The organism is Bradyrhizobium sp. SYSU BS000235 (assembly GCF_049747295.1).
Classification (GTDB): domain Bacteria; phylum Pseudomonadota; class Alphaproteobacteria; order Rhizobiales; family Xanthobacteraceae; genus Afipia.
The window spans coordinates 202,017-228,065 of the sequence record NZ_JBMHJM010000001.1; the positions used below are offsets into that span (position 1 = coordinate 202,017).

The following is a 26,049-nucleotide window of genomic DNA, read 5'->3' on the forward strand; positions in this document are numbered from 1 at the left end:
CTCCTAACAGAACCGTCTGGACAATAGCGCGGGGTTATACACAGATGGCCCCCTTCTTGCCAGTTGCAATTCGCCGTTGGATTTCAAGCGCTTGCGGACCCGACAAGTTAACTTTAGACGATTTTATTGCCGTTTTGGCCCAAACGCGAAGGGGAATTGCCGTGACATCCGGGATTTCGAGCCCACCGCCGGATGCCGGCTCCAGTGCTAATCTCTCTTTCAAGGCCTCTGATGGCTATCGGCTTGCGGGCACCCTGTTCCGGCCGTCCGGACCGGTCCAAAGCGCGGTTCTGGTCAATTCGGCAACCGCCGTTCCGCGCAAGATCTATCGCGGGTTCGCCAGCTATCTGGCAGAGCGCGGGTGCGCGGTCCTGACCTATGACTATCGCGGCACGGGCGATTCCCGTCCGGGATCACTGGTGGGGTTCGATGCGTCGATGGCGGATTGGGCGGCGCGCGACGTGACTGCAGCCGTTGCCTGGATGCGATCGCAGTTTCCCATGCCGCTTCGCTATGTGGGCCATTCGTTCGGCGGCCAGGCCCTCGGACTGCTGCCAAACAACACCGAGGTTTCGCGCGCGCTGTTTGTGGCCGCTCAGGCCGGCTACTGGGGCCTGATGACACCGCCAGAGGGTTACCGTGTCTATGCGCTGATGAACTTCATCGGCAAACCGCTCACGCAGATGATGGGTTACGCCTCCGGCAAGATGGGGCTTGGGGAGGACCTGCCGAAGCACGTCTATCTGCAGTGGGCGCGCTGGGTCATGAGCAAGCGTTACTACTACGATGACCCAACGCTGGCTGCGCTGGTGAATTACCCGAACTACCGTGGCGCGGTGCGGGCGCTGAGCTTCTCCGACGATCCGTGGGCCACACCACCCGCCGTCGAGGTGCTCTGCTCAGGCTTTACATCGACCAAACCGGAGATCGTCACGATCAGTCCCGCGAGCGTCGGTGCGGCGAAGGTCGGTCACCTAGGCTTCTTTCGTCCCGAGCACCGCAACAGCCTCTGGAAAGATGCCACCGATTGGCTGCTGGCTGACTGAAGCAACAAGCGGGAAGGAAATGTCACTCTCCTCCCCGCGATGCTGATCATTTCTCCGCGGTGCGGATGCCGGCCGGACCGGTGACCTTGATTGCAGGCTTCGGCGTCAATGTCTTGCCGTCGAAATCAAAGACCATGATCTCGTTCTCGACCATGCATTGCACGAGGACCGTCTTACTGTCCTTGCTGAATGCGATGCCCTGACACCAATGACCAACCTTCGCTTCGGTCACAGGCGTCAGGCGCTTGTCCTCAAGCCTGTAAATCTTCAGCAGTCCATTGTCGTTGAAGAACGGCGATGACTTCGGCTTGTTGGAGCCGTTCATCACGGCGACCGCAGCATACTGCCCGTCCGGAGAAAGCTTGAGACCTTCCGGCGTCTGACCGACGGTGATGGTGTCAACGACGCGAGGCGGCTTCGCAGCAATATCGATCACGCTGACGGTATCTGCGTCGCCGGCGCCGGTGCCGATGTTGGCCACGACAGCAGCGTCCCCCTTCGAAGACACATCGATGCCGTAAGGGCGCAGTCCCGCACCAAGGTCGCGCTTGGTGTATTCGACCTTGCTGCCGTCGACCGACAGAACGGAAACCTTGTTGTCACCGTCCCTCGTGACGAGAGCCGTTTTCCCGTCCACGGAGAACACGGCATGGCTGGGCCCGGATGCCTTCGCGCCGAAATCCACCTTGCCTGCCGGCGTCAACGTTTTGCCATTGACGGTGAAGATCGAGACCGTGCCTTCGGATCGATTGGCAACCAGAACAAGACTCCCTGCACGATTGAAGGAGACCCCGGCAGCACCGAGCCCCGCTTCCAGCGTGGCGACAACCGCAGGCGGCGTGGCCTTCAGATCGATCACGGACAGCTTGTTATCCGGAACGGATTTGGTCGCATCTGCGGGATCGATCTTCATCGCTCCCGTGACGACGGCAATCGATTCATCCGGCGCCACGGCCACACTCATCGGCGGCCCAACCACGCTGGCGGGTGCCTTGACCTCACCGACGACCTTGGGCGGAGAAACATTCAAATCGATGATCGAAACCGTGTCAGCCGCAGGCGACGCCGGCGTTTTCGATACGCCGTCAACGAGCACGGCTTTGCCGTCGTTTGCCGAGACGGCAAGCTGGGCATGGGCAGAAGAACAAAGCAGGGGGAGAGCAACAACTGCGCACGCGATCACGCGCCCGCAAGAAGCTTCGAACGGCATGGGACGTCCTCCCGCCCCGATGATTGTTTTTAAAGCCGCAGATCCCGCGGGGGCGTCACAGGCCCGGCGATAAGTGGTCCGATTCTAACGTTCGCCTCCCGCCTCGTCATCACTTTTGCGAACGTTAGAATCAAAGGACCACTTCAAATATAATTCTAGTGGAGTTTTGGATTTGACATTCGCTTACGGAGCTTGCGGCAAGGTGGGTAGCGAATGTCAAATCCACTCCACTAGTAAACACCGCCCGAAGCCTAGTGTCACGAATCCGAAGTTCGCCTCATAATGCAGCGCACCCGTAGCGAACTTCGGATTCGAAAGGACACTAGCAACCTATGATTCTAGTGTGGTTCGGGTTCAGAAGTTCGCTTAAAGGACTCGCCGAGAAATGAAGCGACTTCTGAACCACCACACTAGTCGTCCAACGGGAGTTTTTATTCGGCCGCCTGCCGGACGTGCCGCGCGCTCGGCGTCCGCATGGTCACGAGCTCTTCGGCGGCCGTCGGATGCACCGCCATGGTCGCATCGAAATCGGCCTTGGTCGCCTTCATCTTCACGGCGATGCCGATGACCTGAATCAGTTCTCCGGCATCCGGACCAACGATATGGCAGCCCAGGACGCGGTCGGTGCTCGCGTCGACGATCAACTTCATCAACACGCGGGATTCGCTGCCCGAAAGCGTCGCCTTCAGTGAGCGGAAATCAGCCTTGTAGATATCGATGTGGGTGTACTGCGCCAGAGCTTCTGTCTCGGTCAGCCCCACGGTACCGACCTCAGGCTGCGTAAACACCGCGGTCGGAATATTGGAATGATCGACCTTTATCGGCTTGTTACCGAAGATCGAGTCGGCAAACGCATGTCCTTCGCGGATTGCGACCGGGGTCAGGTTGATGCGCTGCGTCACATCGCCCACTGCGAAAATATGTGGCACCGACGTTTGCGAAAACTCGTTGACGGCGATGCCGCCGTTCACCGGGTTGAGCGCAACGCCCGCCTTCTCTAGGCCAAGTCCCTTCACATTCGGATGCCGGCCGATGGCAAACATGACCTGATCAGACGCAATGCTCGATCCGCTCGACAAATGCGACGTGTAAGCATCGCCATGCTTCTCGACTTTGGTCACGATGCAGCCGGTCAGAATGGTAATCCCGGCCTTTTCCATCTCGCGACGTACGTGGGCACGCACATCGTTGTCGAAACCGCGCAAGATATTGTCGCCGCGATAAACGACAGTGACGTCGGCTCCGAGGCCCGCAAAAATGCAGGCGAACTCCAAGGCGATATAGCCCCCGCCCTGGATCAGGATGCGCTTCGGGAATTTCGGAAGGTGAAACACCTCATTTGACGAAATGACGTGCTCGATCCCTGGAATGGGTTCGCCATGATTGGGCGCTCCGCCGGTCGCGATCAGCACATATTTGGCTTTGACAGTTTCGCCTGTGCTGAGACGCAGCGTGTGCGGATCTTCGAATACGGCCCGCGCCTTGGCGATCCGTGCCCCGGCTTTCTCGGCATTGAACGTGTAAGCCGCCTCGAGCCGAGCAATTTCGCGATCCTTGTTGGCAATCAAGGTCGACCAATCGAACGTGGCGGGAGGGATCGTCCAGCCAAAACCCGCTGCATCATCCAATTCATGACGAACGTGTGACGCATACACCATGAGCTTTTTCGGCACACAGCCACGGATCACACACGTCCCGCCCATTCGATATTCTTCGGCAATCAGGACGCTGGCACCGTAACCGGCGGCAATACGGGCAGCTCTGACGCCGCCTGAACCACCACCGATGACACACAAATCAACGTCCAAATCGGCCATCGGAATCCACCTGCAGAACTTTCCGTCGTCGTCCTAGTGGAGCGGATTTGACCCTCGCTGCCCAGCTTGCAGCGAGTTCGTCAAGCGAATGTCAAATCCAAAACTCCACTGAAAACTTATATTTGCTAGTGATCCTTTGCTTCCAACATTCGCACGAGGTGCCGTTGAAACGGGATGCGAATGCTAGAATCGGACCACGAGTGCTTAGATATCTTTTCCGCGCGCCTTCATTTCAGCGCGGAACTTGCCGTTGATTTCTGCGGCAAACTTTTGCGCCCACTGATCCATATATTGCCGAGCGGAAGCGAATGCGATCGGCTCTTGAGCGATTGCTTTTGCACCCAGCGGCGACTTGTAGAACGTCGCGAGCTCCTTCAGTTCCTGCTCAGTGAACATGGAGGCATAGATCTTCGTCATTTGGTCGCCGATTTCCTTCTCGCGACCAGCAAGATCCTTCGCCACTTTCACCGCGACTTCATTGAGGTCCTTCTGGTAATTCAGATTGCTCTGAAGCAGAACGTCCTTGGTACGCTGAACCAGGCCCGGCACCGCACCTTGATAGATCTGCTCGACGTGCTTGGCGGTGAGGATTTCCTTCGCATAGCCGATAGCAGCCGCGCTCGGTGGCGTTGCTGGCTGCTGTGCCTGTGCTGTGGCCCCAAACAGCGCGATCACCGCGCCGGCCGCGAGCAACGTTTTCGAGAGCTTATTCATCTTCAATCTCCTCAATTACGGCGCGAAGGCCGTTCAATCGTCCGAATTCCATTAGCCCCCGCGAGCACAGCCATGCTCGCCAGACCCACGAATAGACCGTGCTCGACCACGCCCGGGATCGAACTCAGCGACAGTGCCAAGCGAGGTGTGTCCACGATCCGTCCAAGCCGGGCATCGATAATCCAGTGGCCGCCATCGGTGACAAAAGCATGGCCGTCCCGCCCCTTGCGAATGTCCATTTGGCCGGACACCCCATTTTCAGTGAAGGCCTTCTCAATGGCCCGCCGGGTGGCACCAAGGCCAAACGGAATGACCTCGATTGGCAGCGGAAAGCGGCCAAGGGTTTCCACCAACTTGGACTCGTCGGCAATCACAACCATCCGGTCGGAAGCGGCCGCCACGATTTTTTCGCGCAAAAGCGCGCCACCCCCGCCCTTGATCAGGTTGAGGTCGGGATCAATCTCGTCCGCGCCGTCGACAGTTAAATCCAGCCGATCGATGTCATCTAACGTTGTCAAAGGAACGCCACATCGTTCCGCGTCCGCGCGGGTGGCTTCGGATGTCGGGACGCCGATGACCTTCAGACCACCACTCACGCGTTCGCCCAAAAGCTCCACGAAATGCTTTGCCGTCGACCCGGTGCCAAGGCCGAGCTTCATGCCCCCCTCGACCAGCTCAACCGCGCGAGCCGCCGCCTGCCGCTTCAGATCATCCATCGACATGATCGACCTATGTAAAAAGTTCCAATCAACCGGAACGCGAGGCATATAGCGCGACTTCCGCTGCCGTGGATACCGGTTTTGCAGACTTGAAGGTGCAATTCCCTGTCAAATCGGCTCTTCCAGCCTTGCATCTTGCGTGATTGCCCGCCGCCAGCTAGCCATCCACTATGGCTAGCTCCCCCCTGATCGTTTTCGACCTCGATGGCACCCTGATCGACACCGCGCCAGATCTGGTCGCCGCCCTCAATTTTGTCCTTCAGCGTGAAGGCCTCCCCCTAGTGCCCATCGCATCGGCCCGGAACATGATCGGCGGCGGGGCGCGTAAGCTGATTGAACGCGGGCTGGAGATGGAAGGCCGGACCATGAGCGTGCAGGACGTCGATCGCCTGACCGCCGACTTCATCACCTATTACAAGGCGCATATCGCCGACGCGTCACGCCCCTTCGAAGGCCTCCATGCCGCCCTCGATGAACTGAGGGAATCCGGCTTCCGGTTCGCTGTCTGCACCAACAAGTTGGAGGGTCTGTCCAGGCTTCTGCTCGAGCAGCTCGATATGACATCGCGCTTCGAGGCTATTTGTGGTGCGGATACATTTGGTGTCTCCAAACCGGACCCGACGATTCTGCGCCAGACCATCGCGCGTGCGGGGGGCGAGGTCGCCTCATCGATCATGGTCGGGGATTCAGGACCCGATATCGGTGTCGCGCGACGCACCGGCATTCCCGTCATTGGTGTCGAGTTCGGCTATACCGAAGTACCTATCGCCGAGCTGAAACCCGACGTCCTTATCGGGCACATGCGTGAGCTGCCGGGCGCCATCAAGACCTTGATGCCCGAATTCACCCGCTCATAAGGCTTTGAAATCAGGCGCATAATCCGCCACTTTTCCAGCGGGACACACGTTAACCCTTTCTTAACTAAAACCGCCCCTGCGGTTGCGCCCCGGAATTGAGACTTCTATTGTCCGCCCCTGGGGACTTGCGGTTCGCCGCATTATTTGACGGATGCACTATGCGTAAAATTGTTGTTGTCGCTGCGAGCCTCGGCCTCGCCGGCTGTTCGTCGTTCTCCACTCCGGAGATGTTCAAATCGACGCCGCCAACGGTGACAATCCAGCTTGAATCACAGCCCGCCGGTGCGGAAGCCCGCACGCCAGGTGGCCAGACCTGCCAGACGCCCTGTTCGTTGTCCGTTCCTGCGGAAGGCGATTTCGCGGTGACGTTCACGCTTCCGAAGTACACGCCAGAAACGGTTCCGGTGCAGGTTGTCCGCCAGCAACAGGACGGCCTCACCGGCTCATCGCTTCCTCCGACCGTTGATCCCAATCCGGTCTATGCAGAATTGCAGCTTGCTCCGCCTCCTGGGCGAAAGAGCAAACCGAAAGCTGCGGCACCGAGACCAAGGAAACCCAAGCCGGCTCCTGCCGCCGCCGCACCTGCGGCAGCGCCCCCGCCACCGCCTGCTGCAGACAATAGCTCGCCGTTCCCACCGCCTCCGGCGCGCTAATTCAACGCATCCAACAGAGATCCGTTGTATACCACCGCGTGAATGCCTACATTAGCTAGTGTCCCGTCTCCGAATAACCGCCCCATTCGCGGCGCGCTCGCACGGTTATTCGGAGACGAAAGGACACTAGCAAAATCAAAATGCTAGTGTGGCTTCGTCTCGCAATTGCCGATATGGGACTAGTCGCAAGACAGGTCGGCAAATGCGAGACGCCACACTAGTGACATGGGATGCTCCGTGCAGTCACGGAGCATCCGTCACAAGGCATACTGAATGACCGGATCTTTGCCGAACTTCCTCCCCTCAACGACGTCCGCGATGACCGATCCTTTCGGCCGGACGATCAAGTACCTGCGCGTCTCGGTGACGGATCGCTGCGACCTGCGATGCTTTTACTGCATGTCGGAGGACATGACGTTCCTGCCCAAGTCCGACCTCCTCTCTCTGGAAGAGCTTGATCGGCTGTGTTCGGCATTTATCGCTAAAGGTGTCCGCAAGCTCCGCCTAACCGGCGGCGAGCCCCTTGTCCGCCGCAACGTCATGTCGCTGGTACACTCGCTGTCGCGCCATCTCGATACGGGCGCACTCGACGAACTGACGCTGACCACGAATGGTTCGCAGCTTGAGAAATTCGCCGCCGATCTGAAAGATTGCGGCGTTCGGCGCATTAATGTTTCGCTCGACACCCTGGATGCGGCGAAGTTTCGTACGATCACGCGCTGGGGCGATCTGGATAAAGTCTTGCGGGGCATTGAAGCCGCACGCACCGCCGGGCTCAGGGTCAAGATCAATGCCGTTGCCCTCAAGAACATGAATGAGGATGAAATCCCATCGCTCATGGAGTGGGCCCACAGCAAGGACATGGATCTTACTCTGATCGAGGTGATGCCGATGGGAGAGATCGGTGAAGGCCGCATCGATCAATACGTGCCGCTATCCATGCTGCGCGCGCGTCTTGCGGCGCGCTACACACTCACCGATCTCGACGAAGACACCGGAGGTCCGGCCCGCTACGTCCGCGTCAGCGAAACAGGCGGCAAGCTCGGCTTCATTACGCCGATGACTCATAATTTCTGCGAGTCCTGCAATCGCGTCCGCATCACGTGCACCGGCACACTGCACACATGTCTTGGCCACGAGGATGCATCCGATCTGCGCAAGCCGCTTCGCGCATCCCCGGACAATGACTTGCTGAGCGCGGCGATCGATCGGGCCATCGGCCTCAAGCCGAAGGGACACGACTTCATCATCGACCGCCGCCATAATCGCCCAAGCGTCAGCCGGCACATGAGCGTCACCGGCGGCTGACGGCCCGTCCACAACGGCATCTCGGAAACCGTACTTTACATCTTGAAATTGCCTATTTTCCAATTGACGGCGGCCTAAGTCGCTGATTTGGTTGCGCCGCTTCACGCCCTCCGGCAGGGAAAAGCCGGCATGCCGCGCCTTAATGGCTGCAGCAAAGTCCGAGCGACAGTTGAGGCACACCTGGAGGACTGGTTTTGCAATCGCTTCTGAAGTTGAGCCGAGGCATCGACACGTTCAGTACGTGGATCGGGCGCTGGACATCGTGGCTGGTCGTCGTCGCCGTTATTATTTCGGCGGTCAATGCTGTCGTCCGCAAAGTGTTCGACGTATCCTCCAATACCTACCTTGAATTGCAGTGGGTTCTCTTCAGTGTGGTCTTTCTGCTTTGTGCCCCCTGGACGTTGCTCAAGGGCGAACACATCAAGATTGACATCGTCAACCACGCTCTCCCGCTGAAGGTCCGCAGCTGGATTGACATGATCGGGCATATCTTTTTCCTGCTCCCCTTCTGCGCGATCTTGGTTTGGACCGCGATTCCATTTTTCCTTGTTTCCTATCACCAGAACGAACAATCGTTCAGCGCCGGCGGCCTCCCTCAATGGCCGACCAAGTCCTTGATCATGATCGGCCTTGCGATTCTGTTTGTGCAGGGAATCTCGGAAATCATCAAACGTGCTGCAATTATGCGTGGACTGCTCCCTGACCCCAATGTTGATGCGCTCAGTGCGCATGAAATTGCCGAGCAGGAAGCCGTGAAAATCGCACAAGCCATTACAACCGAAAAGCCATGACGGTTACTGCCGTCACGCCGCATCTAAAGAGAGATATCTAGATGGCCGCTATGTTCATCCACTACATGGCGCCGATCATGTTCGCGTCGTTGGTGCTTTTTTTGCTGCTGGGATACCCGGTCGCATTCTCGCTTGCGGCAAACGGATTGCTGTTCGCCCTTATCGGCATCGAGCTTGGGCTATTCCGTCCTGACTTTCTGCAGGCGTTGCCTGAACGCGTTTACGGCGTCATGAACAATGAGACGCTGCTCGCGATCCCATTTTTCACCTTCATGGGCCTTATTCTCGAACGATCTGGAATGGCCGAGGATCTTCTCGAGACCATCGGCCAGTTATTCGGCAGCATTCGCGGCGGCATTGCCTATGCCGTTGTTTTCGTGGGCGCGTTGCTTGCGGCAACGACTGGCGTCGTCGCCGCTTCCGTGATTTCAATGGGCCTGATCTCGCTTCCGATCATGATGCGCTATGGCTACGATCGCCGAGTGGCGACAGGCGTGATTGCAGCATCGGGTACCCTCGCACAGATCATCCCGCCGTCGCTCGTGCTTATCGTGATGGCCGACCAGCTCGGTCGTTCCGTCGGCGATATGTATGAGGGCGCGTTCATTCCGGGCATCGTGCTTTCGCTGCTCTACGCTACCTACATTTTTCTGGTCGCAACTTTCTTCCCGCAAGCCACGCCAGGGCTTCCCGTGGAAGCGCAAACCCTTCGCGAGCCGGAAACCGCAACTCATCCGGTCATTTTGCCGCTGGCGACCCTGTCTGCGGCGGCAACGGCCTATCTGTTTGCGGTAAAGCTTGGCCTGTTCGACTGGACCTCGCCTGTTTTCAATAAGGTGTCAGACAGTCCGCTGGTGTTGCAGGGCTTCTGGCTTGTGGTTCTGACTGCCCTCTTCACCAAGCCGTTCATCGGCATTATCCGCACCATGACGCTGTCCTTGTACCTCGTGCTGGCCGGCGCGACAGCAATTGCACTTGAAATTATGACCTTCACCGACGTTAAGGCGGGTGCTGATTACGTCGTGCTGACGATGTCGATCGTCGTCGCAATGTCGTTTGTGCTGGCAGTCCTGAACCGTGTCCTACGTCTGAAACTGCTCTCGAAACTTGCGGAGCAGGTGGTATTCGTCATGGTCCCGCCGCTTGGTTTAATTTTTCTCGTCCTCGGCACGATCTTCATTGGCGTCGCCACTCCGACCGAAGGCGGAGCTATGGGCGCCGCTGGGGCGTTGATTCTCGCGATCATGAAACGCCGCCTCACCTTCGACCTCACCCGTCAGGCAGCGGAATCCACCGCCAAACTGTCCTCTTTCGTGATCTTCATTCTCGTCGGCGCTCGTGTCTTCTCTCTCACGTTCTATGGTGTCGACGGCCATCGTTGGGTGGAAGAACTTCTCGTGGCACTGCCAGGTGGCCAGACCGGCTTCCTGATCTTTGTGAATGCGTTCGTGTTCGTGCTCGCCTTCTTTCTCGACTTCTTCGAGCTGGCGTTCATTGTCATCCCGTTGCTCGGGCCTGTTGCCGAAAAACTTGGCATCGACCTGATCTGGTTCGGCGTGATCCTTGGCGTGAACATGCAAACATCGTTCATGCATCCACCGTTTGGATTCGCGCTGTTCTATTTGCGATCGGTCGCTCCGAAAGAGGCCTACATCGATCGTGTCAGCGGCAAGCGAATGGAGCCTATCACGACCGGCCAGATCTATTGGGGTTCGGTGCCGTTTGTGATCATTCAAGTGATCATGGTCGGACTTGTGATCGCCTTCCCCGCAATGGTTATGCACTACAAGGGGTCGCTGTCGACGGTTGATCCGAACAAAGTGAAGATCGAAATCCCGCAGATCGAAATCCCGCAGCTCGATTTGGGACCTCCGACCATCAAATAGTGGAATTGCAGCTCAACAAAAAACCCGGCCTTCGCGAGAAGGCCGGGTTCTTTTTGGAGCTCAGTATGATCAGCCGCGGGTGCGCGAGCGGATCATGAAGCTGTCGAAGGTGTATTCGGCAACCTGCCACCACAGATATTGGTCGGAGCGATAAGCCTGCATCGCATCGATCGACTTCTTGAAGTCGGGGTTCTTGGCTGACAGTTCGGCCCACAGCTCATTGGTGGACTTCAGGCAGGCGTCGAGCACGTCGTTGGTGAACGGACGCAGTTGCGTGCCGCTGGCAACGAGCCGCTTCAACGCGGTCGGGTTCTGCATGTCGTAGCGTGCAGCCATCCAGGAGTTGGTGTTGGCTGCCGCATTGGCGAGGATCGCCTGGTAGTTCTTCGGAAGCGAATTGTACTTCTCGAGGTTCGTGAACGCGTGAACCGTCGGTCCGCCTTCCCAGAAGCCTGGATAGTAGTAATACTTGGCAACCTTCTGGAAGCCGAGCTTCTCGTCATCGTAAGGACCGACCCACTCAGCGGCGTCGATGGTGCCTTTTTCCAGCGATGGATAGATGTCGCCGCCGGCGAGCTGTTGTGGGACGACGCCGACCTTCTGCAAGACCTGACCGGCAATACCCCCGATGCGCATCTTCAGACCTTGAAGGTCCGCAACGGTCTTGATCTCCTTACGGAACCAACCACCCATCTGGGTGCCGGTGTTGCCGGCCGGATGCGCGATTACACCGTACTTCTTGAAGAACTCGTTGCCGAGCTCCATACCACCACCCTGGTACCACCAGGAGTTCTGCTGACGCGCATTCAGACCGAACGGCACGGAGGCATAGATCGCGAAGGTCGGATCCTTTCCGACATAGTAATACGCAACGGTGTGGCACATTTCGACGGTGCCGTTCGACGTCGCGTCCAGCGCCTGCAGACCGGGCACGAGTTCACCCGCTGCGAATACCTGGATCTGGAATTTGTTGTCGGTCATTTCGGCGACTTGCTTCGCCAGATACTCACCGCCGCCATAAATGGTGTCGAGCGACTTCGGGAAGCTCGATGCCATGCGCCACTTGATCTCGGGCGACGACTGCGCGATTGCCGGCGAAGCCACCGCAGCAGCGGCGGCCCCGACGGCCGATACTTTCAAAAACTCACGACGCTTCATAAGGCATCTCCTTTGGGGGTGTGTTTCTTTTTGGAATCCTTCGGTCTGTAGCATGGAAGCTCGCCCGCCGAAAATGCGGGGAAGCGGCTATTCCGAAGGATTAAACGAAAGTCGAATAACTTAAAATCTCGGATATCAAGGGATATCTTAAACCGTCGCACCCGCAAGCTGTGCTTTGATCTTCTCCCCGATTGCACGGTAGATCGCCGCGTGTGGGCCATTCGGCTCGCTGTCAACCACAGGTGCACCTGCATCCGACGATGTGCGAATCGCCATGTGAAGCGGAATTTCGCCAAGGAACGGGACATTGAGCCGCTCGGCTTCATGCCGCGCTCCCCCGTGCCCGAAGATATCCGATCGTGTCCCACATTCAGGACATTGAAAATAGCTCATATTCTCCACGATGCCGAGCGTCGGCACATTGACTTTGCTGAACATCGCGATGCCACGCCGCGCATCGATCAAGGCGAGGTCCTGAGGGGTCGACACGATCACCGCACCTCTCAAGGGCACCTGCTGCGCCAGCGTCAGCTGCGCGTCCCCCGTCCCCGGCGGCATGTCCACGATCAAGACATCGAGCACTCCCCAAGCCACGTCCCACAGCATCTGCCGGATTGCCGACATCACCATGGGTCCACGCCACACCATGGGGGTCTCCTCCCCCACCAGGAAGCCGATGGACATCAGCGGTATGCCGAAGCGCAAGATGGGGACCATCTTCCTTGCGTCGTTCAACTGCGGCTTTTGCAGGATGCCAGTGAGCCGCGGGACGGACGGACCGTAAATATCCGCATCCAGCAACCCGACTTTGAGGCCGAGATCCCGCAAGCCAAGTGCAAGATTGATCGCTGTAGTCGACTTGCCAACGCCGCCCTTGCCCGAGGCGACTGCAATGATCGCACCGACTCCCGGGATCGCGACTTGCTTGCCCATCGGCGAATCTGCCGGTGCCCCATGGGGGCGGTGCTGTGTATCCGGCCTCACGCCATGAGAATGTTGATGAGAATGTTGATGAGACGGTTGCGGTGCGGGCGCGGCTCCTGGCCTCCGCTCAGCGGTCAGTGCCACCATCACTGTCGTGACGCCGGGAATCGCCCGGACCGCGGCCTCCGCTCGCCCACGGGTCTCCTCCCACGCACGCGCCTCAGCAGCATCGACATTGATGGAAAAAAACACTTTCCCATCGCTTGCTGCAATCTCGGATAGGACCCTCGCCTCGGTCAGAGGGACCCCGCGCGGCGATGTCACTGCCCGAAGTGCGGCAAGAACCTGATCTTTATCGACGGCCAAAATGGATCTCCAAGGCGGCGGAACGATGGAAAACGCCGCATGACGGCCTTCTTACGCGCGTTACATGCGCCGTCAACGCCCTTGCATCCGAGCGCATCATACGCATAGCTGTCGGCGCCACGCGGGCCCCGGGGTCCGCATCTGCAATCTCAACCCTCAAAGAGTATACGATATGGCAAAAGTCGCATTTCTCGGTCTTGGCGTCATGGGTTTCCCTATGGCCGGTCATCTTGTCGCCAAGGGCGGCCATGAAGTGACAGTGTACAACCGCTCCGGCGCAAAGGCGAAAGCCTGGGCCGAGAAATTCGGTGGCCGCACTGCAGCAACGCCGAAAGCCGCGGCTGAGGGACAGGACTTCGTCATGGCCTGCGTTGGAAACGACGACGACCTCCGCTCGGTGACCCTCGGCAACGACGGCGCCTTCGCCGGCATGAAGTCGGGCGCGATCTTTGTCGATCACACCACGGCCTCCGCAGAAGTCGCGCGCCAGCTTGACGCAGAAGCCACCAAGCGCGGTTTCCATTTCATCGACGCCCCTGTCTCGGGTGGGCAGGCTGGTGCCGAGAACGGCGTTCTCACGGTGATGTGCGGAGGCAAGGAAGCCGACTACAAGCGCGCGGAGCCGATCATCGCGGCCTATGCGCGGATGTGCAAACTGCTGGGGCCTGCCGGCGCTGGTCAGCTTACCAAGATGGTCAACCAGATCTGTATCGCCGGTCTTGTCGAAGGACTGTCCGAAGGAATCCATTTCGCCAAGAAGTCGGGTCTCGATGTCGCCGCCGTGATCGACACCATTTCCAAGGGCGCAGCGCAGTCCTGGCAGATGGAAAATCGTTACAAGGCCATGGACGAGGGTAAATTCGATTTTGGCTTCGCCGTCGAATGGATGCGCAAGGACCTGTCGATCTGCCTCGCGGAAGCCCGCCGCAATGGCGCAAGCCTGCCCGTGACCGCCCTGGTCGACAACTTCTACTCCGAAGTTGAGAAAATGGGCGGCAAGCGCTGGGATACCTCCAGCCTCCTCGCCCGACTGGAGCGCTGATTTTCTTCGCATTTGGGCCTCCGCAGGCTCAACGAACCAAAGGCGGCACTTTCGTGCCGCCTTTGTCCGTTTTTGAGGACTTCCAGCAATCGCGCGACCTCAAATTTAGACTTTCTTAACCCGATTAAATTGACCTTTAAGCCACCTCTTAATGTTTTAGCGCCAAAGATAGCGGTGGCAGTTTGTACACGACCATACGTGGCATTCGCACCGTTCAGGGATTCTGCGTTGTAGTTGTTAGTGTGTAATGAGTGAGTCCGCCGAAAAGATCGAACTTCCCGCGGCAACCGCGGATGGACCGAGCGCGACTCCCGCACGGAACCGACGTGCTGCCGCGCAGCGCGTGCGTGAAGCACGCGATCGGTTAACATCGACCAGCGGGACGCGCCCCGCATTTGATCACGAACTGCTGCGGCAGTACGCCCAGACACGAATCTCAGCCTCACTGGTGGTCGTGCTCCTCGTGGTCGCGACCGGCGTGCTTTGCAGTGTCTGGATTCCCCCCGTTATCGCTGCAGGATGGACCTTCGGCGTCCTGACGCTCCACGCCGTCATCATCCGCTATTGCCGCAAGTTTCTCGCGAAAGCATCGTCCGCTCCGGCCACCACCCGCAAATGGCGCCTGCGCTTTGTTGCGCTCGATTTGTTATACGGCTTGGCGTGGTCCTTCATCCTGATCCACCCATCCGGCATCGACGTGGTCTCCAACACACTGATGCTGTTCTTGATGCTGCTTGTTGTTGCAGTCTCGAGCATGCTGGCTGCGAGCCTGCCGATTGCGGCCTTCGCGGCCACTGTGCCGGTTGCGACCGTCATTGCCACGAACTTTGTTCTGCGCAGAACTTTCGACGACTACATGCTCGCAGCGCTTGCTGTCACCGCGGAAGGCTATTTCGCGCTTCTTGCCCACCGGCTTCACTCAACGACGCTTGCAACGCTCGAGGCTCGCGCCGAAAAGGACGCCCTGATCGGCGAACTTGAGCAATCAAAGGCCATCTCGGACGAGGCGCGCTACCGCGCCGAAGCAGCCAACGTCTCGAAATCGCGCTTTCTCGCACAGATGAGTCACGAGTTGCGCACGCCACTCAACGCCATTCTCGGCTTTTCCGAAGTGATGAAGAGCGAGATTTTCGGCGCGCATACGGTTGAGGTTTATAAGGACTACTCCGCCGACATTCATAACTCCGGCGTACATCTGCTCAATCTCATCAATGAGATCCTCGACTTGTCACGCATCGAAGCGGGCCGCTACGAGCTGAACGAAGAGCCGGTGTCTCTCACCCACGTCGTCGCTGACTGCCACCACCTTTTGAAGCTTCGCGCCTCGACCCGTGGCATCACGATCCACGAAGTGTTCGAACACGGCATGCCCAAGCTATGGGGCGACGAGCGCGCCACCCGTCAGGTCGTTCTCAATCTGCTGTCAAACTCGATCAAATTTACGCCGCCAGGCGGTGAGATCTGGCTCAAGGTTGGTTGGACCGCATCGGGCGGCCAGTATCTCAGCGTCAAGGATACCGGTTCGGGCATTGCAGAAGACGAAATTCCGGTGGTTCTGGCCTCATTCGGCCAAGGATCGAACTCGATCAAATCAGCGGAACAAGGCGCCGGCCTTGGCCTGCCTATCGCCAAAAGCCTGATCGACATGCACGGCGGAACGTTCACGCTGAAATCAACCCTGCGCGTCGGCACGGAAGTGATTGTCACCTATCCGCCGGAACGCGTGATGACCGCGTTGGCACCGATGCGAGAAGAGTCCCCGCCTCTGCAACCCATGCCGGACGCGGTGACCAACGAGAAAAGCCGGCCACGCCATACACCCATCATGAGTGCAGGAACCGGATTATGAGCCCAGGGCGCACGACACTCTCTGATCGAGGTTCTCTGCCCCTGGCCCGACACTCCCGGCTTGCACGATCCGTCAAAATGTCCATCAGTAGCGCTCATGAAAGCCGAAACTCCCTGCATCGCGGTCTGCTTTATCGATCCGAAAACCGATCTTTGTCTGGGCTGCGGACGCACTCTGCCCGAGATTGCGCGGTGGCATGCGATGACCAATCCCGAACGCGTCGAACTCATGGCGGCGTTGCCTCAGCGCATGCTCGACGCTGGCCTTTCCGTGCCGGCCGCCACCAAGAGACGACGCGCGGAATCCTGAACCGCGGTGTGCCGAATGCGGACGCGGCAGGTGACATATGATCCGCGCGGTCCTCATTCTCGCGGGCGTCGTCACAGCGGTGACCTTCCTGCTTTCGATCTCCGATCCCGTCGCCTTCGCAAACATCAAAGGATCGATCACCCGTGTCGCAGAGAAGCCATTCCGTTCGAAATCGTCGTCACGCTCGGTCGAGATTGCACGCAGTGACCGCGGTGACTTCGCGTTGCATGCAAAGGTGAATGGCGTCAGCGCGCCGATGGTGATCGACACCGGTGCAACGTCTGTGGTTCTCACCTATGAAACCGCGAAGGCCGCCGGCCTGCCACTCGAGTTGCTCGACTATAATGTGGACGTTGAAACCGCCGGCGGGCGTGTCCGCGCCGCGCGCCTGACATTGGATCGACTTGCTGTCGGCAAGCTTGTCGAACGCTCGGTGCCGGCGCTAGTGGTGCCGCGCGGGCAGATGAAATCCAACCTGCTAGGGATGAGCTTCCTCAATCGCCTTGAGAGCTGGGAAGTGCGTGCCGACCGCTTGATGCTGCGCGGCTACCCGTAAGTTACGCAGCGATCGGCGCAACCGCAGCTTCATCGACCAGTGCAAGCGCTTGCCGCAGCGATTCAACACCGGCCCCCGGCTTCGTGCACACTTCGGCAAGATAACGGCGAAATGCCCGCGCGCCGGGAACAGCTTGAAACGCACCCACGAGATGGCGCGTGATCGAGTGAAGCCGGGTGCCTGCCGCAAGCTCACGCGCGATATAGGGCATCAGCGCTTCAATGGCTTCATGCATCGACCCGTGCGGAGCGGCTTCACCAAACAGCTCGGGATCGACGCTGAGGAGACGCCACGGCTCCTGATAGGCCGCGCGTCCCAGCATCGCGCCATCAACGTAAGCGAGATGCTGTTTCGCGGCTGCAATGGTGCCGATACCGCCGTTGATCGCAATCGGCACGCCGGGCAGCGACGCTTTGAGCCGATAGACGCGGTCATAGTCGAGCGGCGGAATGTCACGATTTTCCTTCGGGGACAGACCGTTGAGCCACGCCTTGCGTGCGTGCACGACCAGGGCATCTGCCCCGGCCACTAGCACCGCATGCGCCAACGTATCGAGCGCGACTTCCGGATCCTGATCGTCGATGCCGATACGGCATTTGACGGTGACTGGAATGCTGACCGCCCTCTTCATCGCACCGATGCATTCCGCAACGAGATGCGGCTCCGCCATCAGGCAGGCGCCGAAACGGCCGTCTTTCACCCGGTCTGACGGGCAACCGACATTGAGATTGATTTCGTCATAGCCGAAGTCTTCGCCGATGACCGCACTCGCTGCCAGGTCCGCGGGATTGGAACCGCCGAGCTGAAGCGCAACCGGATGTTCGGTCGCATCAAAGCCCAGCAACCGCTGACGGTCGCCATGGATGACAGCGCCGGTCGTCAGCATCTCCGTGTAAAGCCGCGCACGACGCGACAGCAAACGGTGGAACACCCGGCAATGCCGGTCGGTCCAGTCCATCATCGGGGCGACAGAGAATTTTAATTCATTATCAGTCACTTATCAGCCTTTTCCGATCCAACCTTTGATGGAACGAACTCTCATTTACACTGATTTTCCGGATTTTCTCACCTTACGGTCAGTCAAATGCTCCAAGTAGCCGTTCATTTCAACGTACTTACGAGCCAGGTTGCGCCGGAGCAATTTCGCGGAGCTGGTTTCTACGAAGTGGGAACTACCCTGGCCTAGCTATCGGCCGTTAGTAGAGGCACGCTTCGCCAGTGATTATAAGGGCGATGGTAAGTCTAAATTATTGATATAACTTCTTTTTTCTTGAAATTTCCGAACGACTTCGCTGCTGCTGGTCGGTTAATGATAGTGAAGTATCAATACGACAGGTCTACCAGCGGTCGCCACGATGCTTCTCGATCAGTTTTCAATTCTCGTTGCCATCGGCTTTTCCGGTGCGTCGCTGGGTCTCACGCTTTTTATGATGTGGGTGATCGGGCGATCGGACACCCATCTGTTGAATTGGTCGTCTGGTCTCGCGCTTATCGTCGCCGGCGTGGTACTTTTTGGCTCTATCATCGACAAGTTCAACGACAAGCTGCTGCTCGCGTCGTTCGTACTGTTGATCGTCGGCTTTGGATTCGTCTATGCGGGCTCAGCCAAATTCTGTTCAAGCCGAGCAAATTGGCCTCTCGCAATCGTTGTTGTCACCATAGGCGTCTTGTCGACGTTACTCGCTTTCGCGATGGGGTATTCGGGCATAGGGACCGTAATTGGAAATGTGACGATCGGCACACTCCTCGCGCTCAGTGCTCATCAATACTGGCTCGCGCGCGTCGAATCCCCGTTCCTCATGATCATGAATGCAGCGCTTTACCTGATCACTGCAGTATCGTTCATGGCCTGCGGTTATGCCCTTATTGAACAGGGCCAACTCATTCTGACTGCACGGCCGGCCAACTGGGCCGAAGATATCAACTCCCTCGTCGTAATCGCCGGATTGACCGGCATCGGAACGATGTCGCTGACGCTCAATCATCGCGAACCGACATAAATCGGATGCGATGACGGACCCGTTGACCGGTTTGCTCAACCGCCGCGCATTGCTGGACAGCAGCGTGGATGTCGTGCCGGTGGGAACGGCGGTGATCATGATGGATCTGGATCATTTCAAAGCGATCAATGACCAGTTCGGACACGATGCCGGCGATCAGGTGTTGAAAACCTTCGCCGAACTTGTCCACGCAAACATCCGCGCGCACGATCTCGCCGCTCGTATGGGAGGCGAAGAGTTCTGCCTCGTCCTGTCTGATTCATCTCCAAAGGCCGCCGCTTCGGTGGCAGAGCGCATACGGTCCCAGATCGAAGCGATGGCCGTTTCAACGTCTTTCGGGCCGATCCGGGCGACCATCAGCGCCGGCATCTGTCTTCGATCGACGGAGCCTGAAACACTTCAGGCTCTGCTCAACCGCGCGGATGAGGCGCTCTATGAAGCCAAGGCTTCGGGTCGCAACCGCGTGAAGATTTCCGGCTTCAGTCTGGTTGCCTAGCCAGTCGAGAAAGCCCCCTAACCTATCTGGCGAATGCGAAGACGTCGAACGCAGGACAAAAGCGTCGACGCGCACGTCAAGTTGCGATGCAGGCTTCTCCTCAGCCGCCCAAATAGGCTTCCTGGATGTGCTTATCGTCAATCAACTCGTCGCCGCTGCCCGACAGCACGATCGATCCAGCCTCCATCAGGTAGGCATAGTCGCACATGTCGAGGGCTGAATAAGCGTTCTGCTCCACCATCAGCACCGTCGTTCCGGATTTGCGAATGCCATCGATGATCTCAAACACCTGCTCCACGATGTTGGGTGCAAGGCCAAGCGATGGCTCGTCGAACATCACCAGCTTCGGCTTCGACATGATGGCGCGACCGATCGCAAGCATCTGCTGCTCGCCGCCGGATAGCGTACCTGCGACCTGGTGACGACGCTCTGCCATCCTCGGAAACTGGGTGAATATCCGATCGCGATCCGCGGCGATGCCGTCAGCGTCCTTTCGGAGGTAAGCACCCATGTCGAGGTTCTCCTCGACCGTCATGTCGGGAAACACCCGGCGGCCTTCGGGACAATGCGCAATGCCGCGCGCCAGGATTTCCCGGGCCGAACAGCGCGTGATGTCCTCGCCCTCAAACATCATGCGACCAGACACCGATGGTAGAATGCCCGAAATCGAACGCAGCGTGGTGCTTTTGCCGGCGCCGTTGGCACCAATCAACGCGACGAGCTGTCCCTGCTTGATGGACAGCGAAATACCCTTGATGGCTTCGACCTTGCCGTAGCGGCAAACGAGATCGCTAATCTCTAGCACGTTTCTTGGCTCCCTGCCCGAGATAAGCGCGGATGACTTCAGGATTGCCCTGGATCGCCGCAGGCGGTCCCTCGGCAATGATCCGGCCGTAATTCAACACAACGATGCGATCCGACACGCCCATCACCATGGGCATGTCATGCTCAACCAGCAGGATCGTGACACCCAGACCACGCAATTTATCGAGCAATTGCATGAAGCGTGCAGTCTCCGTCGCGTTCATGCCGGACACCGGTTCGTCCAGCAGCAGCATGGACGGATCGGCCGCCAAGGCGAGCGCCACGCCGAGAAGCCGCTGGTCACCGTAAGCGAGGGACCCGGCGAGTTCACGCGAACGGCGCTCGATACCGACAAGGGCGAGGATCTCCGCTGCCCTCGTCTTCAACTCATTTTCGGATTCCCGCTCACGCGGCAGCGCCAGCAACGTATCCCACAGGCGTGAACGGCCGCGGCGATGCAGGCCGATCATGACATTCTCGAAGACGCTGACGCTTTGAAACACACTGGTGCGCTGGAACGTTCTGACCAGCCCAAGCGACGTCACCTGATGCGGCTTCAAATTGTTCAGCGATGATCCGCGATAGCGGACCTCGCCCTTGGTCGGTCGCAAGAAACCGGTGATGACGTTGAAAGCCGTGGTCTTCCCGGCGCCGTTCGGACCGATCAGGCTGACGACCTCGCCCTCATTGACGACGAAGTTCATGTCCGAGATCGCAACAAGGCCGCCGAAATGGACAGCGATGTGCTCGATCGACAGCGCAGGCTGCTTTTGTGTGAGCTGCGCATCCATTATGCGGCATCCTGTATTTTGGCTTCGGTTGTCGGAGCAACCTTCGGCTCATCGCTCACGCCGAACCATTTCTCGATCGCCGGCACGATTCCCTGCGGCAGAACGAACACGATTAGGATCATGAACAAGCCGTACAAGATCCACTGGATCTCCGGGGCGGCGAAGGAGCGTGCCACCACCGGAATGAAGCCAAAGATCAACCCGCCGACGATCGGCCCCGCGAGCGTTCCCTTCCCGCCCGTGATGACCATGATCACCATGGTGACGGTGTACAGAAAGAGAAACACGTCCGGATCAATGATCTTCAAATAGTGCGCATAAAGACTGCCTGCGGCGCCCGCGATGCCAGCCGAAACCACCGCAGCAAGCACCAGGTAACGCGTCACGTCGATACCGACGGATACCGCCAACGACTCGTTTTCCTTCAGCGCGACCATCGCGCGCCCGACTCGCGAATACACCAGCCGCTTGATGATCACGTAGGAAATCACGATGACCGCAAGAACGAGGTAGTAATTCGACTGCTTGCTGTAGAAGTCGTAATAGCCGAGCCCGGGCAATCCCAATGTCATCGGCGGAATGGACGTGAGCGCCAATGGACCCTGGGTGAGCTCGACCCAGTTCAGCGCCACCAGCCGAACGACTTCGGCGAAGCTGATCGTCACGATGACAAAGTAGGCACCGCGCACGCGGAAAGACAGCTTTCCAACAAGGTAGCCACACAACCCGGTAAACAGAATCCCGATCACGAAGCCAAGCCAGACCGGCCATGGTTCGTGCACGACGCGATATCCACCGACCAACTCGACGTCGAAACCGAGCGAAACCAGCGCACTGGTATAGGCACCAATGCCAAAGAATGCGACGTGGCCGAGACTGAGCTGCCCGGTATAGCCGAGCAGCAGATTGAGGCTCATCGCCGCGATGATGAAAATGCCTGTCGTGATAAAGGCATTCAAAAGATACGGATCATTGAGCCACAGCGGAATGGAAGCGAATACCAGCAGCGCGATCCAGGGAAACAGCCGCTTCATCCGATACGCTCCGTTCGCGCAAACAGACCGGTCGGCTTGAAAAGCAGCACCGCAATGATGAGCAGGAATCCCATGGCATCGCGATATCCGGATGAGATGTATCCTGCCCCCATTTCCTCGGCGAAGGCCAGAATAAATCCGCCAACCGTGGCGCCACCAATGCTGCCGAGACCGCCGAGGATGACGATGGCAAATGCCTTCAACGACGCAATGTTACCCATTTGCGGCGAGATGACGTAAACCGGGCCCAGCAGCGCGCCGGCAGCAGCGGCGAGACTCGAGCCAACGGCAAACGTCGCCATGTAAATCATCTGAATGTTGACACCCATCAGCGACGCCGTATCGCGATCCTGAAACGTCGCCCGCATCGCCTTCCCGAGCTTGGTACGGTTGATCAGGAAATAAGCGACCGCGATCAGCGCTAACGCTGCAAAGAACACAAACAGCCGCAACCAGGATACCGAGAACGGCCCAATGGTAAGCGGTGTCTCAGGAAACGGCGTCGATACCGACTTCGCCACGCCACCCCAGACATACTGTTCTGCGTTCTGCATCACGATCATGGCGCCGATCATGATCAACATCGTGGTGTCGATGTCTGCGCCGCGCATCGGCCGCAACAGCACGACTTCGATCAGCGCGCCAAGCAGGCATCCCGCGACAATCGCCACAAGAATTGAGAGAAAGAAATTCAATCCCAGCATGACGGCGACGAAGTAAACGAAGTATGCCCCGAACGCGTAGAGCTCGCCATGCGCGAAATTGACCACGCGCATGATGCCGAAGATCAAAGTCAGGCCAATCCCGAGCAGCGCGTAGGTGCTGCCGAGGATCAGCATGTTGATCATATGTTGCAGAAATTCAGTCATTGAGCCTTATCCAGGACAACCGTCTCCATCCGGCGAAGATCGCCAGCACCACAACGGAAACGTGGGCACCGCCGAATGACAGCGGTGCCCACGCAAACATGCTTAGAGCTTCGGAAGAACAACCTTCGCGTCGTCGATCTTGATCAGATAGACGTTCGGCATGCTCTGACCGCTTTCCTTTCCGGCGGGGCCCTGCTTCTGGAACTTGATCTTGCCGTTCAGGCCAAGCAGATCGACTTCCCACAGTGCCTTCGTGATCGCTTCAGGCTCTGCCTTGCCGGCCTTTTGGATGGCAGCCGCGATGGTACGGATGCCGTCATAGCCGCGGAAGCTTTCCGTTGCGCCAGCGAAGTTGAAGCCGCGCTTCTTCCACTCGCCGAGGAAATACTTGGTGGCTTCAGGGTTCGGCGTCGCATCCGGGTACCACGGCGCAAACGTTGTGAGGTGGAACGTGCCGTTGGCGGCAGTTCCGGCCTGATCAATCAACTGATCAGGATTCTGCGAACCACCCGTGGTGATGATCTTCTTCTTGATGCCAAGTGCAGTTGCCTGCTTCAGAACAAGGGTGAGCTGCTCGACGGCCGTCGTCACCATGATCGTATCGGAATCCGATGCCTTAATTTTAGACAGCTGCGCGCTCATATCTTGAGCGGACTGATCCATGGTTTCGACGAGACCGACCCCAACATTATCAACCTTGAAGATCTTTCCGAAATCATCAGCCGCACCACGTCCCCAGTCATTGTTGATGACGAGGAAGTCAGCTTTCTTCACTGACATCTTTGGCAGGATGTCCTTGAACGCTGCGGCTTCAACCGACGACGGCGGCGAGATGCGGAAGATGTAAGGATTCCCGGTCGTCGTGATCTTCCCTGACGACGAGGTCTCGACCACCATCGGGACCTTGTATTCCATCAGCTTGGGCATGACGGCGAGCGTCAGGCTCGAACCCCAGGCGCCCATGATCACCGGAACCTTGTCGGCCGTGATCAGCTTTTCCGCAACGGCCGCGGCTTCGGTTGGATTGCTCTTGTTATCTTCGATAACGAGCTCAATCTTCTTACCGAGCACACCGCCCTTGGCGTTGATTTCATCGGCCGCGATTTTCGCACCGTTGACGACGTAAGTTCCGGAAGCCGCGAACGGCCCGGTCAGCGGTTCGTTGACGCCGATCTTGATGGTCTGTGCGAACGCCTGCGTTGCCAGACCGGTCGACAGCAGCGCCGCTGCTGCGATCGCAGTAAGTAACTTCGAGTGCTTCACCATCGTACGTTTCCTCCGTTACGTGATATGCGAAAAACCGGTTGCCTTATTTTTCAAGCAAGCATTATGCCAGTTCATCCGCACTTGTTTCTATTTGTCGTTGGCTAATCGTCCCTAACTCTAATCGTCCTATTTTTGGTACCTTAGCATCATCTTTATCGGCCGTACGGCGTCAAGCTCTTTCAGCAGTCAGGCACGTTCACAGCGAGGCCCCCGCGCGAGGTTTCCTTATATTTCGCCTGCATGTCCGCCCCGGTATCCCGCATCGTGCGGATCACCTGATCAAGCGAGACATGATGCGACCCATCGCCGCTTAATGCCAATGATGTCGCGTTGATGGCCTTGACCGCGCCAAACGCGTTGCGTTCGATGCAGGGTATCTGCACCAATCCACCGATCGGATCGCACGTCATCCCGAGATGGTGCTCCATTCCAATCTCCGCAGCATTTTCAATCTGCCGGCTGCTGCCGCCTAACGCCGCTGTCAGGCCCGCTGCGGCCATGGAGCATGCCACACCCACTTCGCCTTGGCATCCGACTTCCGCGCCGGAGATCGACGCGTTCATCTTGCAAAGCGCCCCAATCGCGGCGCTGGTCAGGAGGAAAATCCTGATCCCCTCCTGGGAAGCGCCCTGGCAATGATCTGAATAGTAACGAAGGACTGCCGGCAATACGCCAGCCGCGCCATTGGTCGGCGCCGTCACCACGCGACCGCCGGCGGCGTTTTCCTCATTGACGGCAATGGCATAGAGACTCGCGTAATCCATCGCCGGAATGGAATGCCGCATGTTGCGGGTCTCCGACGCCTGCAATCTGTCATGCAGCGCGCGTGCACGGCGTTTGACCTTCAACCCGCCCGGGAGCTCGCCATCGGTACGCATGCCGCGATCGATACAGTCGAACATCACCGCCGCGATACGATCAAGCCCCGCATGAACCGAGGCCTCATCCACGAAGACTGTCTCGTTCGCCAGCAGGATATCAGCGATCGAAAGACCGGAGCCATCACACATGTCGATCAATTCCGCCGCGCTGTGATAGTCGTACGGAATGTCTGCCGACGATGACGCGGTCGACATCACCTCACCTTCCCGCTGGATGAATCCGCCGCCGATCGAAAACCAGGTTTCTTTCTTCAGCTCGCTGCCGCCGGCGTCGAATGCCGAGAACCGCATCGTGTTCGGATGAACGGCGGGAACTTCGTCGAAATTGAAATCAATGTCCTGCGCAGGATCGAAATCGATCGTCCTGCCGCCCGGCAATGTCATCCGTTTGGTCGCGGCGACGGCAGCAACGATGTCGTCGGCCTTGTCGGGATCAATCGTCTCAGGTGCAAAACCAGAAAGGCCGAGCACAACGGCCTTATCGGTGCCATGACCGCGTCCGGTCCAAGCCAGCGAACCGAGCAAAGTGACTTTCAGCCGTTGAACGGCTGATTGTTCGTCCCTGCTCAGCATACCGATGAAGGCCGCAGCGGCCTTCATCGGACCGACCGTATGGGAGGACGATGGTCCGATCCCGATCTTGAACAGGTCGAAAACACTGATCATGACACGGGACCGGGCATTGTTGCGACCGATGCTGACT

General features: G+C 58.3%; 25 protein-coding genes. 12 read left to right on the plus strand and 13 right to left on the minus strand.

Going from position 1 to position 26,049, the window contains the following annotated elements; genetic code table 11:
* Window positions 1-161: 161 nt before the first annotated feature.
* On the plus strand, window positions 162-1,046 hold the full coding sequence (locus ACP0KA_RS00915; RefSeq protein ID WP_424626957.1) for an alpha/beta fold hydrolase: 885 nt from the start codon (window positions 162-164) through the stop codon (window positions 1,044-1,046).
* A gap of 46 nt (window positions 1,047-1,092) precedes the next feature.
* Here the strand turns inward: ACP0KA_RS00915 and ACP0KA_RS00920 are convergent, their stop codons facing one another.
* From ACP0KA_RS00920 to rpiA, 4 genes are all read right to left on the minus strand, one after another.
* Window positions 1,093-2,256 (minus strand): beta-propeller fold lactonase family protein, encoded by a 1,164-nt coding sequence (locus ACP0KA_RS00920; RefSeq protein ID WP_424626958.1) that lies wholly within the window; start codon window positions 2,254-2,256, stop codon window positions 1,093-1,095.
* Between the two features lie 431 nt (window positions 2,257-2,687).
* Complete coding sequence (gor, locus tag ACP0KA_RS00925; protein WP_424626959.1) at window positions 2,688-4,073, minus strand: glutathione-disulfide reductase; 1,386 nt, start codon at window positions 4,071-4,073, stop codon at window positions 2,688-2,690.
* A 204-nt stretch (window positions 4,074-4,277) separates the two neighbouring features.
* Window positions 4,278-4,787 carry a DUF2059 domain-containing protein gene (locus tag ACP0KA_RS00930; protein ID WP_424626960.1) on the minus strand — a complete coding sequence of 170 codons (510 nt, stop codon included), beginning with the start codon at window positions 4,785-4,787 and terminating at the stop codon, window positions 4,278-4,280.
* 11 nt (window positions 4,788-4,798) lie between these two features.
* Window positions 4,799-5,509 carry a ribose-5-phosphate isomerase RpiA gene (gene rpiA / locus ACP0KA_RS00935; protein WP_424626961.1) on the minus strand — a complete coding sequence of 237 codons (711 nt, stop codon included), beginning with the start codon at window positions 5,507-5,509 and terminating at the stop codon, window positions 4,799-4,801.
* A gap of 167 nt (window positions 5,510-5,676) precedes the next feature.
* On the opposite strand from rpiA, the gene gph reads away from it, so the two are divergent.
* The 5 genes from gph to ACP0KA_RS00960 all read left to right on the plus strand — a co-directional run bounded on the left by gph (window position 5,677) and on the right by ACP0KA_RS00960 (window position 11,001).
* Window positions 5,677-6,363, plus strand: coding sequence for a phosphoglycolate phosphatase (gph, locus tag ACP0KA_RS00940; protein WP_424626962.1), 687 nt, complete (start codon window positions 5,677-5,679; stop codon window positions 6,361-6,363).
* A 158-nt stretch (window positions 6,364-6,521) separates the two neighbouring features.
* Entirely contained in the window at window positions 6,522-7,016 is a 495-nt protein-coding gene (locus ACP0KA_RS00945) for a PEGA domain-containing protein (protein ID WP_424626963.1), read from the plus strand.
* A 273-nt stretch (window positions 7,017-7,289) separates the two neighbouring features.
* Window positions 7,290-8,324 (plus strand): GTP 3',8-cyclase MoaA, encoded by a 1,035-nt coding sequence (gene moaA / locus ACP0KA_RS00950; RefSeq protein WP_424626964.1) that lies wholly within the window; start codon window positions 7,290-7,292, stop codon window positions 8,322-8,324.
* 194 nt (window positions 8,325-8,518) lie between these two features.
* Window positions 8,519-9,115, plus strand: coding sequence for a TRAP transporter small permease subunit (locus tag ACP0KA_RS00955; RefSeq protein WP_424626965.1), 597 nt, complete (start codon window positions 8,519-8,521; stop codon window positions 9,113-9,115).
* Between the two features lie 41 nt (window positions 9,116-9,156).
* Window positions 9,157-11,001, plus strand: coding sequence for a TRAP transporter large permease (locus ACP0KA_RS00960; protein WP_424626966.1), 1,845 nt, complete (start codon window positions 9,157-9,159; stop codon window positions 10,999-11,001).
* 69 nt (window positions 11,002-11,070) lie between these two features.
* Here ACP0KA_RS00960 and ACP0KA_RS00965 read toward each other — a convergent pair whose 3' ends face one another.
* Both ACP0KA_RS00965 and ACP0KA_RS00970 read right to left on the minus strand, forming a co-directional pair.
* Window positions 11,071-12,159 (minus strand): TRAP transporter substrate-binding protein, encoded by a 1,089-nt coding sequence (locus ACP0KA_RS00965; protein ID WP_424626967.1) that lies wholly within the window; start codon window positions 12,157-12,159, stop codon window positions 11,071-11,073.
* Between the two features lie 147 nt (window positions 12,160-12,306).
* A complete protein-coding gene (locus ACP0KA_RS00970; protein ID WP_424626968.1) occupies window positions 12,307-13,449 on the minus strand; it encodes an Mrp/NBP35 family ATP-binding protein in 1,143 nt (380 codons plus the stop codon).
* Window positions 13,450-13,621: 172 nt separating this feature from the next.
* On the opposite strand from ACP0KA_RS00970, the gene ACP0KA_RS00975 reads away from it, so the two are divergent.
* From ACP0KA_RS00975 to ACP0KA_RS00990, 4 genes are all read left to right on the plus strand, one after another.
* Window positions 13,622-14,491, plus strand: coding sequence for an NAD(P)-dependent oxidoreductase (locus tag ACP0KA_RS00975; protein ID WP_424626969.1), 870 nt, complete (start codon window positions 13,622-13,624; stop codon window positions 14,489-14,491).
* A 247-nt stretch (window positions 14,492-14,738) separates the two neighbouring features.
* On the plus strand, window positions 14,739-16,340 hold the full coding sequence (locus tag ACP0KA_RS00980; RefSeq protein WP_424626970.1) for a sensor histidine kinase: 1,602 nt from the start codon (window positions 14,739-14,741) through the stop codon (window positions 16,338-16,340).
* Between the two features lie 96 nt (window positions 16,341-16,436).
* Window positions 16,437-16,649 (plus strand): DUF1289 domain-containing protein, encoded by a 213-nt coding sequence (locus ACP0KA_RS00985; RefSeq protein ID WP_424626971.1) that lies wholly within the window; start codon window positions 16,437-16,439, stop codon window positions 16,647-16,649.
* 37 nt (window positions 16,650-16,686) lie between these two features.
* On the plus strand, window positions 16,687-17,205 hold the full coding sequence (locus ACP0KA_RS00990; protein WP_424626972.1) for a TIGR02281 family clan AA aspartic protease: 519 nt from the start codon (window positions 16,687-16,689) through the stop codon (window positions 17,203-17,205).
* 1 nt (window position 17,206) lies between these two features.
* Here the strand turns inward: ACP0KA_RS00990 and dusA are convergent, their stop codons facing one another.
* Complete coding sequence (dusA, locus tag ACP0KA_RS00995; RefSeq protein WP_424626973.1) at window positions 17,207-18,202, minus strand: tRNA dihydrouridine(20/20a) synthase DusA; 996 nt, start codon at window positions 18,200-18,202, stop codon at window positions 17,207-17,209.
* A 358-nt stretch (window positions 18,203-18,560) separates the two neighbouring features.
* Between dusA and ACP0KA_RS01000 the strand changes: the two genes are divergently transcribed.
* Both ACP0KA_RS01000 and ACP0KA_RS01005 read left to right on the plus strand, forming a co-directional pair.
* Window positions 18,561-19,205 carry a hypothetical protein gene (locus ACP0KA_RS01000; RefSeq protein WP_424626974.1) on the plus strand — a complete coding sequence of 215 codons (645 nt, stop codon included), beginning with the start codon at window positions 18,561-18,563 and terminating at the stop codon, window positions 19,203-19,205.
* Window positions 19,206-19,215: 10 nt separating this feature from the next.
* Window positions 19,216-19,701: a GGDEF domain-containing protein gene (locus ACP0KA_RS01005; RefSeq protein ID WP_424626975.1), complete on the plus strand. Its 486-nt coding sequence runs from the start codon at window positions 19,216-19,218 to the stop codon at window positions 19,699-19,701.
* 100 nt (window positions 19,702-19,801) lie between these two features.
* Here the strand turns inward: ACP0KA_RS01005 and ACP0KA_RS01010 are convergent, their stop codons facing one another.
* From ACP0KA_RS01010 to ACP0KA_RS01035, 6 genes are all read right to left on the minus strand, one after another.
* Entirely contained in the window at window positions 19,802-20,506 is a 705-nt protein-coding gene (locus ACP0KA_RS01010) for an ABC transporter ATP-binding protein (RefSeq protein WP_424626976.1), read from the minus strand.
* Entirely contained in the window at window positions 20,493-21,296 is an 804-nt protein-coding gene (locus ACP0KA_RS01015; protein ID WP_424626977.1) for an ABC transporter ATP-binding protein, read from the minus strand. Before ACP0KA_RS01015 ends, ACP0KA_RS01010 begins: the two co-directional genes overlap by 14 nt.
* Window positions 21,296-22,330 (minus strand): branched-chain amino acid ABC transporter permease, encoded by a 1,035-nt coding sequence (locus tag ACP0KA_RS01020; RefSeq protein WP_424626978.1) that lies wholly within the window; start codon window positions 22,328-22,330, stop codon window positions 21,296-21,298. The genes ACP0KA_RS01015 and ACP0KA_RS01020 overlap by 1 nt, the downstream gene beginning before the upstream one ends.
* Window positions 22,327-23,199 carry a branched-chain amino acid ABC transporter permease gene (locus tag ACP0KA_RS01025; protein ID WP_424626979.1) on the minus strand — a complete coding sequence of 291 codons (873 nt, stop codon included), beginning with the start codon at window positions 23,197-23,199 and terminating at the stop codon, window positions 22,327-22,329. Before ACP0KA_RS01025 ends, ACP0KA_RS01020 begins: the two co-directional genes overlap by 4 nt.
* Before the next feature lie 102 nt (window positions 23,200-23,301).
* Window positions 23,302-24,465 (minus strand): ABC transporter substrate-binding protein, encoded by a 1,164-nt coding sequence (locus tag ACP0KA_RS01030; protein WP_424626980.1) that lies wholly within the window; start codon window positions 24,463-24,465, stop codon window positions 23,302-23,304.
* Between the two features lie 179 nt (window positions 24,466-24,644).
* The gene (locus ACP0KA_RS01035; protein ID WP_424626981.1) at window positions 24,645-26,012 is read right to left on the minus strand and encodes an L-serine ammonia-lyase; all 1,368 of its coding nucleotides are present in this window, start codon (window positions 26,010-26,012) and stop codon (window positions 24,645-24,647) included.
* Window positions 26,013-26,049 lie beyond the last annotated feature (37 nt).

What these genes read in the sequence shown, in the direction of transcription:
- ACP0KA_RS00920 (WP_424626958.1), bottom strand. Translation starts at nt 2,256, where the DNA reads ATGCCGTTCGAAGCTTCTTGCGGGCGCGTGATCGCGTGCGCAGTTGTT.
- gor (WP_424626959.1), bottom strand. Translation starts at nt 4,073, where the DNA reads ATGGCCGATTTGGACGTTGATTTGTGTGTCATCGGTGGTGGTTCAGGC.
- ACP0KA_RS00930 (WP_424626960.1), bottom strand. Translation starts at nt 4,787, where the DNA reads ATGAATAAGCTCTCGAAAACGTTGCTCGCGGCCGGCGCGGTGATCGCG.
- rpiA (WP_424626961.1), bottom strand. Translation starts at nt 5,509, where the DNA reads ATGTCGATGGATGATCTGAAGCGGCAGGCGGCGGCTCGCGCGGTTGAG.
- gph (WP_424626962.1), top strand. Translation starts at nt 5,677, where the DNA reads ATGGCTAGCTCCCCCCTGATCGTTTTCGACCTCGATGGCACCCTGATC.
- ACP0KA_RS00945 (WP_424626963.1), top strand. Translation starts at nt 6,522, where the DNA reads ATGCGTAAAATTGTTGTTGTCGCTGCGAGCCTCGGCCTCGCCGGCTGT.
- moaA (WP_424626964.1), top strand. Translation starts at nt 7,290, where the DNA reads ATGACCGGATCTTTGCCGAACTTCCTCCCCTCAACGACGTCCGCGATG.
- ACP0KA_RS00960 (WP_424626966.1), top strand. Translation starts at nt 9,157, where the DNA reads ATGGCCGCTATGTTCATCCACTACATGGCGCCGATCATGTTCGCGTCG.
- ACP0KA_RS00965 (WP_424626967.1), bottom strand. Translation starts at nt 12,159, where the DNA reads ATGAAGCGTCGTGAGTTTTTGAAAGTATCGGCCGTCGGGGCCGCCGCT.
- ACP0KA_RS00975 (WP_424626969.1), top strand. Translation starts at nt 13,622, where the DNA reads ATGGCAAAAGTCGCATTTCTCGGTCTTGGCGTCATGGGTTTCCCTATG.
- ACP0KA_RS00980 (WP_424626970.1), top strand. Translation starts at nt 14,739, where the DNA reads ATGAGTGAGTCCGCCGAAAAGATCGAACTTCCCGCGGCAACCGCGGAT.
- ACP0KA_RS00985 (WP_424626971.1), top strand. Translation starts at nt 16,437, where the DNA reads ATGAAAGCCGAAACTCCCTGCATCGCGGTCTGCTTTATCGATCCGAAA.
- ACP0KA_RS00990 (WP_424626972.1), top strand. Translation starts at nt 16,687, where the DNA reads ATGATCCGCGCGGTCCTCATTCTCGCGGGCGTCGTCACAGCGGTGACC.
- ACP0KA_RS01000 (WP_424626974.1), top strand. Translation starts at nt 18,561, where the DNA reads ATGCTTCTCGATCAGTTTTCAATTCTCGTTGCCATCGGCTTTTCCGGT.
- ACP0KA_RS01005 (WP_424626975.1), top strand. Translation starts at nt 19,216, where the DNA reads ATGACGGACCCGTTGACCGGTTTGCTCAACCGCCGCGCATTGCTGGAC.
- ACP0KA_RS01015 (WP_424626977.1), bottom strand. Translation starts at nt 21,296, where the DNA reads ATGGATGCGCAGCTCACACAAAAGCAGCCTGCGCTGTCGATCGAGCAC.
- ACP0KA_RS01020 (WP_424626978.1), bottom strand. Translation starts at nt 22,330, where the DNA reads ATGAAGCGGCTGTTTCCCTGGATCGCGCTGCTGGTATTCGCTTCCATT.
- ACP0KA_RS01025 (WP_424626979.1), bottom strand. Translation starts at nt 23,199, where the DNA reads ATGACTGAATTTCTGCAACATATGATCAACATGCTGATCCTCGGCAGC.
- ACP0KA_RS01030 (WP_424626980.1), bottom strand. Translation starts at nt 24,465, where the DNA reads ATGGTGAAGCACTCGAAGTTACTTACTGCGATCGCAGCAGCGGCGCTG.
- ACP0KA_RS01035 (WP_424626981.1), bottom strand. Translation starts at nt 26,012, where the DNA reads ATGATCAGTGTTTTCGACCTGTTCAAGATCGGGATCGGACCATCGTCC.